This is a genomic window from Fluviicoccus keumensis (assembly GCF_004217445.1).
Lineage (GTDB): Bacteria > Pseudomonadota > Gammaproteobacteria > Pseudomonadales > Moraxellaceae > Fluviicoccus > Fluviicoccus keumensis.
In genome coordinates, this window is record NZ_SHKX01000002.1 from 1 (window position 1) to 15,623 (window position 15,623).

A 15,623-nucleotide genomic window follows, 5' to 3' on the forward strand; every position below is an offset into this window, starting at 1 on the left:
AGCGTCAGACACTCGATCTATAACCCGTCGGGGACGGCTATGGCCACTTTGCTTTCAGCGGCCTACTGTCAGGTGAATACCATCACTACACATATTTATCATGTAAATAAGTTCAACGCTCTCTAACTTAGCGTCAAGCGCGAAAAGCCCCCATCCAACGCCTTCACCAAAACCACCGAACCTAGTCAAACAGCAACCCGCTTTCCCCCACAACCAGACATACGAACATTAGCAAAATCCCCCCGAATGTTCCGTTGTAACCACCCCCGTTCCAGACCTACACTATCCGCCTGCCAAGCGCCGCCCCCCAGGGCGCGCGCCACGGATACCTTGCCCGCCGCCGTCCTACCGGCGACGGCAGCCCACGAGAGCCAAACCTATGTTTTATCAGGGTATCCTGAAAAAGATGCGCACCCGGGACCAGAATCCCGTCTGTTACGAACTGCCCGTCGGCGACTTCCTGGTGCCGTTGAACGACTACATCGGCCAGCCGGTGCGCCTGCGCTACACCGGGCGCATTTTCTGTCTGAATTGCGGGGCCAAGACCAGCAAATCCTTCAGTCAGGGCTTCTGCTACAAGTGCTTCCGCAGTTCCGCCGCCGCTGACATGTGCATCATGAAGCCGGAAACCTGCCATTTCCATCTGGGCACCTGCCGCGAGCCGGAATGGGCGCTGACGCATTGCTTCCAGCCGCATGTGGTGTATCTGGCCAATTCTTCCGGCCTGAAAGTGGGCATTACCCGTGGCACGCAGGTACCGACGCGCTGGCTGGACCAGGGCGCGCGTCAGGCGTTGCCGATCATGGCGGTGAAAACCCGGCTGCAGGCCGGTCTGGCGGAAGTGATTTTCGCCAACCACATCAGCGACAAGACCGCCTGGCAGCGCTTGCTGAAGGAAGAAGCGCCGGAGCTGGATCTGGCCTTGTTGCGCGACGAATTGCTGCTGCTGTGCGCGGATGAGTTGCGCGACTTGCAGGCCAAGTATCCGGGCGAACTGGAAATCCTGACCGGGGAAAATGCCCGTGAGTTCAGTTACCCGGTGCAACAGTACCCGACCAAGGTGAAGGCCTTCAATCTGGACACCGATCCTGCCGTCAGCGGTAAGCTGATGGGCATCAAGGGCCAATACCTGATCCTGGATACCGGCGTTATCAATATTCGCAAATACGGCGGCTACGAAATTGAATTTGGAGAGAAAAATGACTGATCCGCGCACGGTGTTCCTGAAGGATTACCAGGCCCCGGCCTATGGCATTCCGCGTGTGCGGCTGCAGGTAGACATTCATGATGGCGTAACGCGGGTTACGGCCGGGCTGAATATGCGGCGCGCCGAAAGCACCCCCGTGGGGACGCCGCTGAAGCTGCACGGCGTCAACCTGACGCTGAAGGCGCTGGCCATTGACGGGGCCGAGCTGGAGGCGGATGCCTATACCGTGGCCGGTGAGGAACTGGTAATCCACGCCGTACCCGAGGCGGCGGACTTTGTGCTGCATACCGAAGTCGAGATTGATCCGGAGCACAATACCGCGCTGGAAGGCCTGTACCTGTCCAAGGGCATGTATTGCACGCAGTGCGAGCCGGAAGGATTCCGCAAGATCACCTATTTCGTGGACCGCCCCGACAACATGGCGCTGTTCACCACCACCATTTCCGCCGACAAGAAGCGCTATCCGGTACTGCTGGCCAATGGGAATTGCACCACCCGGGGTGACGCGGCGAATGGCCGTCATTTTGCGACCTGGGAAGACCCGTTCCCGAAGCCCAGTTACCTGTTCGCCCTGGTGGCGGGCAATCTGGCCTGTCTGGAGGACCATTTCGTTACCCGGTCCGGACGCAAGGTGACGCTGAAATTGTTTGCCGAACAGCACGATCTGCGGCAGTGCCATCACGCCATGGAGTCGCTGAAAGCTTCGATGCGTTGGGATGAAGAGCGTTATGGTCGTGAATACGATCTGGATATCTTCATGATTGTCGCCGTCAGCCATTTCAACATGGGCGCGATGGAGAACAAGGGGCTGAACATCTTCAACACATCTTGCGTGCTGGCGCATCCGGAAACGACCACGGATCTGGGATTCCAGCGCGTGGAATCGGTGGTGGCGCATGAATATTTCCATAACTGGAGCGGCAACCGCGTCACCTGCCGCGACTGGTTCCAGCTCAGCCTGAAGGAAGGTTTCACCGTTTTCCGCGACCAGCAGTTCAGCGCCGACCAGCTGTCGGCCAGCGTGCAGCGCATTGAGGATGTGGCGGTGCTGCGCAACGCGCAGTTCGCCGAGGATGCCGGGCCGCTGGCGCATCCGGTGCGTCCGGAGTCCTTCATCGAGATCAATAATTTCTACACTGCCACGGTTTACGAGAAGGGTGCGGAAATCGTGCGCATGCTGCACACCGTGCTGGGTGAAGCGGATTTCCGCAAGGGCACCGACCTGTACTTTGACCGTCATGACGGGCAGGGCGTGACCGTGGAGGATTTTGTGCAGGCGCTGGCCGATGCTTCCGGCCGTGACCTGTCGCCGTTCATGCAATGGTACCGCCAGCCGGGCACGCCGGTGCTGCATGTCAGCACGGCGCACGACGCCGTGGCGCAGACCTATACCCTGACCGTGCGCCAGTCGGTGCCCGCCAAGACCGGTTTCCCCGAGCCGAAACTGTTGCCGATTCCGGTGAAGCTGGCCCTGTTCGCACGGGATGGACAGCCCTTGCCGTTGCAACTGACCGGTGAAAGCGCGGCGGTTGGTGTTGAACGCGTGCTGATTGCCGATCAGGCTGAACAGCGTTGGGTCTTCACCGGGGTGACGGAAGCGCCGGTGCCCAGCCTGCTGCGCGATTTCTCCGCGCCGGTGATTCTGGACTACGCCGCCGGTGACGAGGAGCTCTTGTTCCTGATGCGCCACGACAACAACGGCTTCAACCGCTGGCTGTCGGCGCAGACGCTGTTCGAGCGCATGATGCTGGCGGTGATCGAGGGCGGTGCGGCGGAGTTGCCGGGTCTGGCGGCGGTGCTGGAGTCGCTGGCCGGTTTGCTGCCGGGGCTGGTGGAAACCGACCCGGAACTGGCGGCCAAGCTGTTGCAGTTGCCGACGGAGAACTATCTGGCGGACAAGGTTGGCGTGATTGACCCGCAACGCATCCACGATGTGCGACTGGGCTTGCAGAAGGCGATTGCCAAGCATTTGTCGGCGTTTTTCCAGAACCAGTATCTCAACGGACATGAGTCCTCTTACCAGTATTCCAGCGAGGCGATTGCCGCCCGCACCTGGCGCGACGTCAGTCTGCACTACGCCTTGCTGGGCACGCCGTCCTTTACCTTGCGTGATGCCGTTGGCGAGAATTATCGCAAGGCTCCGCACATGACCGAGCGCATGAGCGCGCTGCGGGCGCTGGTGCATCATGATGCGCCGCATGCGGCCGTTTGCCTGGCCGATTTCTTCGGTCGCTTTGCCAAGGAAGCACTGGTGATCGACAGCTGGTTTGCGGTGCAGGCCACCAATCCGCTGCGCGGTGTGGAGGAAGTCCGCCGCCTGACCGCGCATTCCGCCTTCACGCTGACCAATCCCAACCGGATGCGCTCGCTGCTGGCGCAGTTCGCCAACGCCAACCCGGTGCAGTTCCATCGCGCCGATGGCGCCGGTTACCGGCTGATCGGGGAAAAGATTGCCGAACTGGATGCGTTGAATCCGCAGGTCGCCTCACGCTTGCTGGGGGCGTTCAGCCGCTGGAAACGGCTGGAGCCGGGTCGTCAGGCGCTGGCGCGGGAAGTGCTGCAGGGGCTGGCGGGCCGCGCCTTGTCCAATGATACGTCGGAAACCTTGGGCAGGTTGTTGGGCTGAGACAGCAGGGTGGGGAGCTTCGGCTCCCCGCGTGTTTCATTTGCCGTCCAGACGGAAGAAGCGGCGGATACCGTCCAGGATTTTCGCCTGATGCTGGGCGTGATTGCCCGCGCCTTCCTTCACCGCCACCAGTTGCTGGTTGCGCTCCGTCAGGATCTTGGCCAGTTCCTCGGCCAGCTCCGGCCGTGAACGGATAATGGATTCAAAACTGGGCTTGTCGATGCGGTAGCACTCGACCTCGCTGCGCGCGATCACGGTGGCCCGGCGCGGCTCGCCGGTCAGCATGCCCATTTCCCCGAACACGCGTCCGGCGGGCAGGGTGGTCAGGAACCGCCGCTCGTGCTCGTTCACCTCGTACCAGATATCCACTTCGCCGCTGACCAGCACATACAGCCAATGCGCCACCGCCCCCTGACGGGTGATGACGTCGCCCTTGGCGAACGGCGCCCAGGTCAGCGTATTGGCCAGGTGTTTCAGCTCTTCATCTTCCAGTGTCGAGAACAGCTCCATGCCGCGCAGCGCATGCACCCGCATCATGAGGTCGGCATTGCGTCGGCGCTCTTCCAGTTCGGCGGATTCGGCGGTCATGTTCACGTCCATCACCGGCGTGCCGATGACGAAACCGTGGCGTTGCAGGGCGGTAAAGATGTGGACGCGCACTGTGGAATCGGTCGGGTCGTCGATGCGGGCGTCGGTCAGCCAGTAGCGGACGGCGTATTGCGCCAGGCCGTCCTTGAAATCCATCAGCACGCAATTGGGCAGGGGCTGGCGGCTGACCAGCGGAATCTCGGCGTCGGCGAGTGATCTTTCCACGGCATCAATCACATGTTGCGGCGGAATGCGGTTGGACAGCGAAAACCAGACCCAGCGCCGCCATTGCGGCACATCGTCGCTGCCGGTAATGGTGACCTTCGCCTTCATCAGCAGGCTGTTGGGCAGCACCACGATCTCGCCGTTGCGGGTGCGCACGGCCGTATGCCGCCAATGCACTTCCGCCACCTGGCCGCTCAGGTCGTCCACCTTGATCCAGTCGCCGATGCTAAGCGAGTTGTCCAGTTGCAGCGCAATGCCGCCCAGGATGTTGCCCAGCGTTTCCTGCATCGAAAACGCGATGATCCCGGTGATGACCGCCGAGGTAGTGACCAGTCCGGACAGATTCACCCCCGCCTGGCTCATCCGCACCATGCCCCAGGCGATATAGGCGAACACCAGGATCAGGTCTTCCAGAATGCGCGGCGGGGTGATGCGGATCAGCGGCAGGCCGACGCGGAACAGGGTCAGGCCGAACACGCGCAGCGCCAGCACGCCGACCAGCACTACCGCCATTTCATCCAGCACGCGCGCCGGCAGTTCCAGCCCCAGGAACCGGCAGACGCCGCCCGCCACGCCCAGCACCAGGCACAGGGAGGCGAAGATCAGCGAGTTCTTGAGGATGCCCCAACCTTCCGCCCGGAACTTGGCCAGCAACAGCACCGAAATGGCAATCAGAATCAAGGCGTTGGCAAAATCGGCATGCCAGGAAGCGAGGAGGGCGTCACCAAAGCTGAGGGGCGATACGTCGGGCATGGTCGGGTCCGTTCTGGTTATCCGTTCATTAAAGCAAAGCTTGCGCAAGTCCACAAAGATAACCCGATTTTTCCCATGGAGTTGGGCTATATTTATCGGCACCATTCGTCAGTCGTCATTCCGAAAACAACAACCGACAAGGAGCGGATTCATGATCACCACCACCGAGGCCTGGCTGCAGCAAACCCGGCAGGCGTGCCTGGACGCCTGCGCCGTCGCCGGAAGTCCGGCCTTTCGGCAATTCGGGGAATTTGCCCTCAAGGCCCTGCTGGTGGATGAACTGCGCCGCTATACCCCCCATTCCCTGAGCGCCTGCCTGCTGGATCTGTGGCGCTTTGCCGAGGAAGGGCGGCAGGAAGTCGAGGTGCGCGTTTTCAATCCGGACCTGACACAGGTGGGCTGGCGTCCCGATGGCACGGTCGTGGAAGTGGTGGCGCGGGAAATGCCCTTCCTGCTGAATACCCTGCGCATTGTGCTGCAGCACAGCGACTGCGAAATACAGACGCTGATGGACCTGAACCTGCCGCTGCGCCGCGACCGCTACAACCGCATCCAGTCCATCCCCGCGCCCGGCGACGCCCAGGCGGCCGAATACCGCACGCTGATCCATATCGAGCTGGCCGGACTGTATGAGGGTGACGACCTGACCGCGCTGGACGCCGACATCCGCAATTCGCTGGGCATGCTGCAAAAGGTGGTGGAAGCCTTTCCGCGCATGCAGACGCTATGCCGCGAGGCCGGTCAGCAGCTGATCGAAAACCTTCCCAATAGCGGCGATGAGTCGGTCAACCGCATGGAAAGCCACGCCTTCCTGCAATGGCTGATGCGCGGTCATTTCACCTTCGTGGCGGCGGTTCACGAAAAACCGGACGGCTCGTCCGAGCGCTGCGGCCTGGCGGCCTGGCCGGGCATGGAGCCGGACTGGCTGGTGGATCAGCCGATGCCGCGCGGTCACAAGGGCATTGTTTTCTCGAAGTCGCTGACGCGCTCGCCGATTCATCATGACCGCCACGCCGATGTCATCATCCTGCTGATGCCGAACGGCGACGTTTACCGTTTCATGGGGTTGTACACCAGCCGCGTGCAGCAGCATGACCCGATGACCATGCCGGTGTTGCGCCACAAGCTGTCCAGCCTGGACCTGACTTCCGGTCTGCGCAAGCTGAGCCATGAAGGCCGCAATTTCGACCGGCTGTTGCGCACCCATCCCCGCGACGAATTGCTGCTGGCCTCCGATCAGGATCTGCTGAACGCCTTCCTGCCGATGGTGAAGCAGAAGTACGGCAACGAACTGCGCTTCATCTGGCGTCAGGACCCGTGGAACCGCTTCGTATCGGTGTTCATCTATGTGCCGAAGCCGATCTACAACGATGTCTTTGTCAGTCGCACCGCCGAGTTCCTGCAAGCGCGCTTCAACGCCACCGACGTGGAAGTCACGCCTTTCATTTCCGAGCATCGCTGGATCCGCCTGCACATCCTGCTGGTATTCGCCCACCAGTCGCCGCCGCACATCAACATGGAGGAAACCGAGGCGGTGCTGAAGCGCCTGGCGCGCACCTGGGACGACGAGTTGTTGACGGTGCTGATGGCGAAATATCCGGCCGTATTGGCCAACCAGCTGTTCCGCCGCTACCAGATGGTTTTCCCGGACAGCTACAAGCAGGCTTACCGGCCGCAGGACGCCGCTATCGATATCGGTTGGCTGGAAACCCAGCGTCCGGATACGCCGCTGGCGGTGGAGGTCATTTCCGCCGATGGTCGCGCCGCCCGCTTCAAGCTTTTGCAGTGGCATCAGCAGTTGTCGCTGTCGCGGGTAATGCCCATTCTGGAAAGCTTCGGCCTGAAAGTGCTGAATGAGCAATCCTATGCGCTGTTGTTGCAGGACAGTTGCCTGTGGCTGCATGACTTCCGCACCGAATTGCCCGAGGGCTTGCCCCGGGAGTTTGTGGCCCACGCCTTGTCTTGCGTGCGTGACGCCATGCAGGTGGTGTGGCGGGGCGATGCCGAGGCGGATATCTTCAACCGGCTGGTGACCCTGGTTCCATGCCGCTGGCGGGAAGCCAACCTGTTCCGGGCGCTGTCGGCCTGGCTGCAACAGGCGGGATTCCCGTTGTCGCCGCGCGCGCAGGCGGAGGCGTTGACCCGCTATCCGCAGTTGGGCCGCATGCTGCTGGAGCTGTTCCACGCCCGCTTTGATCCTGCTGTCAATGGCGATCGGGCTATCCGCCAGGCCGAGGCCGTGGCGCGGCTGAATACCGCGTTGGCCGAAGTGGGTAATCCGTCGGATGACCGCATCCTGCGCCTGTTCATGAGCCTGTTGCTGGCCATGCAGCGCACCTCGTACTTCCAGCCGGACGCCCAGCGTGATCACCGCCTCAGCTTCAAGCTGGCTTCGCGTGAAATCCAGGAGTTGCCCGAGCCGCGCCCGTGGCGGGAAATCTTTGTGCATGCGCCGGAGGTTTCCGGGGTGCACCTGCGCTTCGGTCCGGTGGCGCGGGGCGGCATCCGCTGGTCGGAGCGTCCGGAGGATTTCCGTACGGAGGTACTGGGGCTGGTGAAGGCGCAACAGGTCAAGAATGCGGTGATCGTGCCGGTCGGTTCGAAGGGCGGCTTTGTGGTGCGTGAGAGTTGTCCCGGCGATACCCGGCAGGCGCGTGGGGTCAATGCCTACCGCAGCTTTATCCGCGGACTGCTGGAGCTGACCGACAACCGGGTCGAGGACAAGCTGACGCCACCCTTGGGCGTGGTCAGCCATGATCCCGACGACGCCTATCTGGTGGTAGCGGCCGACAAAGGCACGGCGTCCTTCTCGGATACGGCGAATGCGCTGTCGGCGGAATACGGCTTCTGGCTGGGCGATGCCTTCGCCTCCGGCGGCAGCAACGGCTATGACCATAAAAAGATGGGCATTACCGCCCGTGGCGCTTTTGTCGCCCTGAACCTGCTGGCGCAGCAATGCGGCATCGACATACGCACGGACAGCTGGACCATGGCCGGTATCGGCAGTATGAGCGGCGACGTGTTTGGCAATGGCTTGCTGCTGTCGCGTACGGTCCGGCTGGTGGCGGCCTTCAGTCACAGTCATGTTTTCCTTGATCCGACGCCGGATCCCGATGCCTCTTATCAGGAGCGTCACCGCCTGTTTGTCGACGGCAACGGTTCCTGGGAGCAATACCGCAGCGACCGCATTTCGGCGGGGGGCGGCGTCTATGCCCGTAATGCCAAGGTAATAACCCTGTCGCCGCAGGCCCGGCAGTTGCTGGGCATTGCTGAAGACGAAACAGATCCGGATACCGTGGTCAAGGCGATTCTGCGCCTGCCGGTGGATGTGTTGTGGAACGGCGGCATCGGCACCTATGTCAAGGCTTCGGATGAAACGCACGCCCAGGCGGCCGACCGTGCCAATGATGCCGTGCGTGTGGATGCGTCCGAATTGCAGGCGCGGATCGTTTGCGAGGGCGGTAATCTGGGTTTGACCCAGCGCGCGCGGATTGAATACAGCCTGAACGGCGGGCTTTGCCATACCGACGCCATCGACAACTCCGGCGGGGTGGATTGCTCCGATCATGAGGTCAACCTGAAAATCTTCCTGCATCGCGAAATCCATGGCGGCCGACTGTCCGAAAAGGATGCCGCGCTGGTGCTGCGCGAATGGCAGGACGAAGTCGGCAGTTGCGTGCTGGCCAACAATCGGGCGCAGACGCTTTGCCTGGCTATTGCCTCGCATGAGGCCGTCCGTCGTCATCGCGAATACGGCGAGCTGGCCGACTTCCTGGAGCAGCATGCCGGACTGGACCGCAAGCTGGAGTTTCTGCCCGACAGTCGGGGTTGGGAACAGCGCGGTCGGGACAACCGGCCGTTGACGCGGCCCGAGCTGGCGGTGTTGCTGGCGTACGCCAAGAACTGGTTGAAGTCTTCCCTGGCGACCCCGGAGCTGGCGACTGACAGCCTGCTGCTGGCGGAAATGGAATGCGCCTTCCCTGTTTCGGCGCGGGAGCGTTTCGACGAGCAACTGCGGCAGCATCCCTTGGCGCTGGCCCTGGCGGCCACCCGTCTGGCGGGCGAGTTGACGGAACGGCTGGGCATGGGAGCGATGATGCGGCTGTTCCGCCAGCCCGGCGTCACGGTGCTGCGGCTGGCCCGCGCCTGGGTGGTGACGCGGCAAATCCTCAACCTGAACGAGTGGTGGGATCGTCTGGATGAAATGGCCGGTCAGTTGCCCGGTGCGCAATTGCTGCAACAGTACGTGGTGCTGCAGCGCGCCGCCCGCCGCACCTGCGAATGGTTGCTGCACACCCAGGGCGATGCGCCGGCGTTCCGGCAGATTTCCGCCATGGCCGAGTTGGGCGAATTGTTGCAGCAGGCGCCGGACCTGTTGAACGAACAGCGCCGTCAGGACTGGGCCGCCGGTCGCGATGCCCTGATGACCGCCGGGATGCCTGAAAATCTGGCGGCCCGGCTGTCGGTGCTGGACCAGATTGTCCCGATGCTGGATATCAGCGCCCTGGCGCGTGAGCTGGATGCGCCGGTAGCGGTGGCGGCGCATTACTATGTCACGGTGGAATCGCTGTTATGCCTGACGCAGATGCAGCGCGCCCTGCAAACCCTGGCGGTGGGCAGTGTCTGGGAAGCCGAGGCCCGTGACGGCATGCGCGCCTCGTTGCAGCAGTCCATGGCCCGCCTGTGTCGCCAGACCCTGAGCGGCTGGAAGGCGAAAGGCGGCGCCCCGGCCATCTGGTTGGACGGCTGGGTGGCGGCCCGTCAATCGGCGCTGGATGACTGGTCTCTGTTCTGTCATCGCCTGCGGCCCGAGGACATGACCGGCTATGCCCCCTTTGTGGTCTATTACGCGCGCTTTGACCGCGTGCTGGCGGCCCTCCTGGCCTGACGGACGGGCGGCGGAGGGTTGGCCACATCCTCCGCCAATCCATGTATAATCGCGGCCCTTCACGCCAGCCAGGACTTTTTCATGTGGTATTCCCTGATCCGCTCGCTGTTGTTCCGTTTCAAGCCTGAAACTTCGCACCATCTGGCGCTGGAGTCCCTGGCGCTGGCCAAGCGCATGGGCTTGCTGAGCATGGGCTTCCGGACGCCGCAGCAACCGGTTCAGGTGATGGGCATCGATTTCCCCAATCCGGTGGGGCTGGCCGCCGGTCTGGACAAGAACGGCGATTACATCGACGCGCTGGCGGCGCTGGGCTTCGGCTTCATCGAAATCGGCACCGTCACCCCGCGTCCGCAGCCGGGCAACCCGCAGCCGCGCCTGTTTCGCATTCCCGAGGCGGAAGCCATCATCAACCGCATGGGCTTCAACAACCTGGGCGTTGACCATCTGGTGGAGCAGGTCAAGAAGGCCAAGTTTGACGGCGTGCTCGGCATCAACATCGGCAAGAACTTCGACACCCCCGTGGAAAACGCCGCCGACGATTATGTACTCTGCCTCGAAAAGGTTTACGAGCACGCCTCGTATGTGACGGTGAATATCTCTTCTCCCAACACCAAGGGTCTGCGCAGCCTGCAAACCGGCGATGCGCTGGGCGAGTTGCTGGGCCGTCTCAAGGAAACCCAGATCCGCCTGGCGCAGGAGCAGGGTCACTACGTGCCGCTGGCGGTCAAGATCGCACCCGATCTGGACGAGGATGAAATTGCTGACATCGCCTCGCAACTGCTGGATTACCGCATTGATGCCGTGATCGCCACCAACACCACCATCACGCGTCCCGGCATTGAAAACCTGAGCGTGTCCGAAGAAGCCGGCGGCCTCAGCGGCAAGCCGCTGAAGGCGCGTTCCACCTTCACGCTGTCGCGGTTGGCGCAGGCGCTGGACGGCCGCATTCCGGTGATCGGCGTCGGCGGCATCCTGGACGGAGCCACGGCGGCGGACAAGATCGCCGCCGGGGCCAGCCTGGTGCAGGTTTATACCGGTTTCATCTATCGCGGTCCGGGCCTGATTGCCGATTCCGTGCGCGCTATCGCCGCCATTCAGGAATAGCCGCCGGTGGGGGCGGTTTGCTATAATCCGCCCCCACAAACCTCCTTTTCATCCGCCCAGAGATTACCGACGCCTATGCATCCGGCAGACATTCTCATTCTTGCCGTAGTCGCCTTTTCCATCTGGAAAGGTTTCCGCCGCGGACTGGTGCGCGAAGCCATCGCGCTGGCGGGCTGGATCATCGGCCTGATCATGGCGGTCAACAGTTATCAGCGCGTGGCGCCGGCGCTGGCCCCGTTCATTGAAACCCCGTCGTTGCGCATGGCCGCCGCGTTCGTGCTGATTTGCCTGAGCGTGGTCACGGTGGTTTTCCTGATCGGCCAACTGGTGCGCAGCCTGTTGTCGGCCCTGGCCATGGGCCCGGCCGACCACCTGATGGGCGGACTGTTCGGGCTGGCGCGCGGCGTGCTGATTGTGCTGTTGTCCGTCGGCCTGGTCTCACGCTTTTTCCAGAATGACCCATGGTGGCGCGAGGCCGAATTGCCGCGCGCCGCCTTGCCTTATGTGCCTGAAGCCCTGTCGCTGACCGACAAGCTCAAGGCCGAAATGAAACATTTGCCCAAAATCCAGATTCAAACAGCCAATCCCGATCATTGAGGTGCAACCATGTGCGGTATCGTTGGCATCGCCGGCAAGTCAGCCGTCAACCAGAGCCTGTATGATGCGCTGACAGTCCTTCAGCACCGCGGCCAGGACGCCGCCGGCATCGTCACCTGTCAGGGCGACCGCCTGTTCCTGCGCAAGGACAACGGCATGGTGCGCGACGTGTTCCACACCCGCCACATGACGCGCTTGGCCGGCAACTACGGTATCGGCCATGTGCGTTACCCGACCGCCGGTTCGTCCAGTTCCGCCGAGGCGCAGCCGTTCTATGTCAATTCGCCCTACGGCATCACGCTGGCGCACAACGGCAACCTGACCAACGCCAACGATATCGCTGAAGACCTGTTCCGCACCGACCTGCGCCACATCAACACCGACTCCGATTCGGAAGTGCTGTTGAATGTGTTTGCCCATGAGTTGCAAGCCCAGGGCAAGTTGCGTCCCAATGAAGACGATATCTTCCAGGCCGTGCAGGGCGTGCACCGCCGCTGCAAGGGCGCCTACGGCGTGGTGGCCATGATTACCGGTTACGGCTTGGTCGGCTTCCGCGATCCGCACGGCATCCGCCCGGTCGCGTTTGGCGAGCGTGATACGCCGGACGGCAAGGAATACATCATCGCGTCCGAGTCGGTGGCCATTACCGCCCTTGGCTTCCATACCGTGCGCGACCTGGCGCCGGGTGAGGCCATCTTCATCAACGACAACGGCCAGATGTTCACCCGCCAGTGCGCGGACAATCCGCAATATGCGCCCTGCATTTTCGAATATGTGTATTTCGCCCGTCCGGACTCCACCATCGACAATATCTCCGTCTACAAGGCGCGCATGCGCATGGGCGAGAAGCTGGCGAACAAGATCCGCCGCGTGATGGGCGAGAACCACGACATCGACGTGGTGATGCCCATTCCCGACACCAGCCGCACCGCCGCCATCGAGCTGGCGAACAAGCTGAACGTGAAGTACCGCGAAGGCTTCATGAAGAACCGTTACATCGGCCGCACCTTCATCATGCCCGGTCAAAGCCAGCGCAAGAAATCGGTGCGCCAGAAGCTGAACCCGATCGAGCTGGAGTTCAAGGGCAAGAACGTGTTGCTGGTGGACGACTCCATCGTGCGCGGCACCACCTGCCGCGAGATCATCCAGATGGCCCGCGACGCCGGTGCGCTGAAGGTGTATTTCGCCTCGGCCGCGCCCCCCGTGAAGTATCCGAATGTCTATGGCATCGACATGCCCGCCAAGACCGAGCTGATCGCCCACGGCCGCACCGAACAGGAAGTCTGCGACCTGATCGGCGCCGATGGCCTGATCTATCAGGATCTGGACGACCTGATTGCGTCCGCCCGTGAAGGCAACCCCGAGATCACCGAGTTCGATTGCTCGGTGTTCAACGGCGAGTACGTGACCGGCGACATCGACGAGGACTATCTGGACCGTCTGGCCGCCTCGCGCAACGACAGCGCCCAGCGCAAGAAGAACAACCCCGGTCAGGGCGGCGCTCCCACCATTGTGGACCTGCCCAACGACCTGCAAGTCGAGCTGCCCATCTAGGGCCGCCCAGGAGCACCGACGATGATTCCGGAATTCGAGGAAGACGCCCTGGCGGAAGCCGGGTTTGACACGCTGGCCGTTCGCGCCGGTCACCATCGCACCAACGAGGGTGAACACAGCGAACCCATGTTCCTGACATCGTCCTTTGCCTACCGGAACGCCGCGCAGGCCGCCGCGCGCTTCGGCGGTACGGAGCCGGGCAACATCTACTCCCGTTTCACCAATCCCACCGTCCGTATCTTCGAGGACCGGCTGGCGGCGCTGGAAGGGGGCGAGCGTTGCATCGCCACCAGTTCGGGCATGGCGGCCATTCTGGCCGTGTGTCTGGCCTTCCTCAAGGCGGGCGATCATGTGGTGTGCTCGCGGTCGGTGTTCGGCACCACCAATGTCTTGTTCGACAAGTACATGAAAAAGTTTGGCGTCGACACCACCTTTGTCAGTCTGACCGATCTGGGGGAATGGGAAGCGGCGCTGCGTCCGACAACCCGTTTGTTCTTCCTGGAAACGCCCAGCAATCCGGTGTGCGAAGTGGCGGATGTCGCCGCTCTGGCGGAACTGGCGCATCGCCATGACATCCTGCTGGCCGTCGATAACTGTTTCTGCACCCCGGCCTTGCAGCAGCCGCTGAAACTGGGCGCGGACCTGATCATCCATTCGGCCACCAAGTATCTGGACGGTCAGGGCCGGGCGCTGGGCGGGGCCGTGGTCGGCAATGCCAAGCTGATGGAGGAAGTGCTGGGCGTGGTGCGCACCTGCGGTCCCAGCCTGAGCGCCTTCAATGCCTGGCTGTTCCTGAAGGGGCTGGAAACCCTGCGCCTGCGCATGGAGGCCCATTCCGCCTCGGCGCTGGCGCTGGCGCGCTGGCTGGAGGCGCAGCCGCAGGTGGAAAAAGTCAATTATGCCGGGCTGGAGTCACATCCGCAGCATGCGCTGGCGGCCCGCCAGCAGCGCGCCTTTGGCGGGGTGTTGTCCGTTGTGGTCAAGGGCGGTCGCGAGGGCGCATGGGCCTTTATTGACGCCACGCGCATCATGTCGATTACCGCCAACCTGGGCGATACCAAGACCACCATCACCCATCCGGCCACCACCACGCACGGCCGCGTCAGTCCGGAAGCCAAGGCGCTGGCGGGCATCAGTGAAGGCTTGATCCGTATCGCGGTGGGTCTGGAAGAGCGTGATGACCTGATCGCCGACTGCGAACGCGGTCTGGCGGCGGTTGCGCTGCTGTCGCCCTGAAAAGGCGGTGCGTTCAAGGAAACGGGGTTAAGCGATTAACCCCGTTTTTTTATGGGTGCGCAGCAGGTGGTTGTCGCCTTTGCGCCGGTTAGCTCCGGACAGAACGGTCGTCCGCCACGGGCAGATAATGACAATTCCTGTCATTATTCTGTGATCTGCTTCTCGATTCGGTTTCGTGGCAAAGAGATCCTTTCCCTTGCGCGGCAAACGCTTGCGCACAAAATCGCATGGTTGGCATGCTTCCTGCTCTATGACGTTCAGGGCGACCGGTCGGGTCGTAACAATAACAACGTCAAACCCCTGAACGTTGGGAGCTACAAGATGAACGCCATGCAAAAGGGATTTACCCTGATCGAGCTGATGATCGTCGTTACCATCATCGGCATTCTCGGAGCCGTTGCGGTTCCGGCGTATCAGGAATACACCATCCGTTCGCGGGTCACCGAAGGTCTGGCCGTTGCCGCCAATGCGCAAATCATGCTGGCGGGTGTCACCAGTACCGATGACATGCTGTCGGTCGTGCAGACCTGGAGCACTATCGGCACCAAGACCAAGTTCGTGCAGTCGGTAGCGATGAACGCCGCGACCGGTGAACTGACGGTGACCTATGATCCGACGGCGATCGGTCTCGCCGCCACTGAAAACACCCTGATGCTGCGCCCGTGGGTCCATCCTGACGGCAGCACCAATCCGATTCCCCTGGACAACGCGCTGTTTCTGGGTCAAACCGGTGTGGTGGAATGGGCGTGCGCGTCGGACACGCAAATGACAGCGACGGCAGCGGGCATGAACGCAACGCCGGGAACCTTGCAGGCCAAGTTCGCTCCGGCATCCTGCCGTTAAGT

At 62.3% G+C, this 15,623-nt stretch carries 9 protein-coding genes; 8 read left to right on the forward strand and 1 reads right to left on the reverse strand.

The window, feature by feature from the left end; translation table 11 throughout:
* Positions 1-379 precede the first annotated feature (379 nt).
* Together EV700_RS00390 and pepN are read left to right on the forward strand one after the other, a co-directional pair.
* A complete protein-coding gene (locus tag EV700_RS00390) occupies positions 380-1,207 on the forward strand; it encodes a DUF2797 domain-containing protein (RefSeq protein ID WP_207224533.1) in 828 nt (275 codons plus the stop codon).
* Positions 1,200-3,833, forward strand: a complete 2,634-nt coding sequence (pepN, locus tag EV700_RS00395) for an aminopeptidase N (RefSeq protein ID WP_130410386.1) — start codon at positions 1,200-1,202, stop codon at positions 3,831-3,833. Before EV700_RS00390 ends, pepN begins: the two co-directional genes overlap by 8 nt.
* A 36-nt stretch (positions 3,834-3,869) precedes the next feature.
* Here the strand turns inward: pepN and EV700_RS00400 are convergent, their stop codons facing one another.
* Entirely contained in the window at positions 3,870-5,399 is a 1,530-nt protein-coding gene (locus tag EV700_RS00400) for a mechanosensitive ion channel family protein (protein ID WP_130410387.1), read from the reverse strand.
* A gap of 151 nt (positions 5,400-5,550) precedes the next feature.
* Between EV700_RS00400 and EV700_RS00405 the strand changes: the two genes are divergently transcribed.
* The 6 genes from EV700_RS00405 to EV700_RS00430 all read left to right on the forward strand — a co-directional run bounded on the left by EV700_RS00405 (position 5,551) and on the right by EV700_RS00430 (position 15,621).
* Positions 5,551-10,287 carry an NAD-glutamate dehydrogenase domain-containing protein gene (locus tag EV700_RS00405; protein WP_165391277.1) on the forward strand — a complete coding sequence of 1,579 codons (4,737 nt, stop codon included), beginning with the start codon at positions 5,551-5,553 and terminating at the stop codon, positions 10,285-10,287.
* A gap of 81 nt (positions 10,288-10,368) precedes the next feature.
* A complete protein-coding gene (locus tag EV700_RS00410; RefSeq protein WP_130410389.1) occupies positions 10,369-11,391 on the forward strand; it encodes a quinone-dependent dihydroorotate dehydrogenase in 1,023 nt (340 codons plus the stop codon).
* Positions 11,392-11,466: 75 nt separating this feature from the next.
* Positions 11,467-11,988, forward strand: a complete 522-nt coding sequence (locus EV700_RS00415; protein WP_130410390.1) for a CvpA family protein — start codon at positions 11,467-11,469, stop codon at positions 11,986-11,988.
* A 9-nt stretch (positions 11,989-11,997) separates the two neighbouring features.
* On the forward strand, positions 11,998-13,542 hold the full coding sequence (purF, locus tag EV700_RS00420; protein ID WP_130410391.1) for an amidophosphoribosyltransferase: 1,545 nt from the start codon (positions 11,998-12,000) through the stop codon (positions 13,540-13,542).
* A gap of 21 nt (positions 13,543-13,563) precedes the next feature.
* Positions 13,564-14,778: an O-succinylhomoserine sulfhydrylase gene (locus EV700_RS00425; protein WP_130410392.1), complete on the forward strand. Its 1,215-nt coding sequence runs from the start codon at positions 13,564-13,566 to the stop codon at positions 14,776-14,778.
* Positions 14,779-15,099: 321 nt separating this feature from the next.
* Complete coding sequence (locus tag EV700_RS00430) at positions 15,100-15,621, forward strand: pilin (protein WP_130410393.1); 522 nt, start codon at positions 15,100-15,102, stop codon at positions 15,619-15,621.
* Positions 15,622-15,623 lie beyond the last annotated feature (2 nt).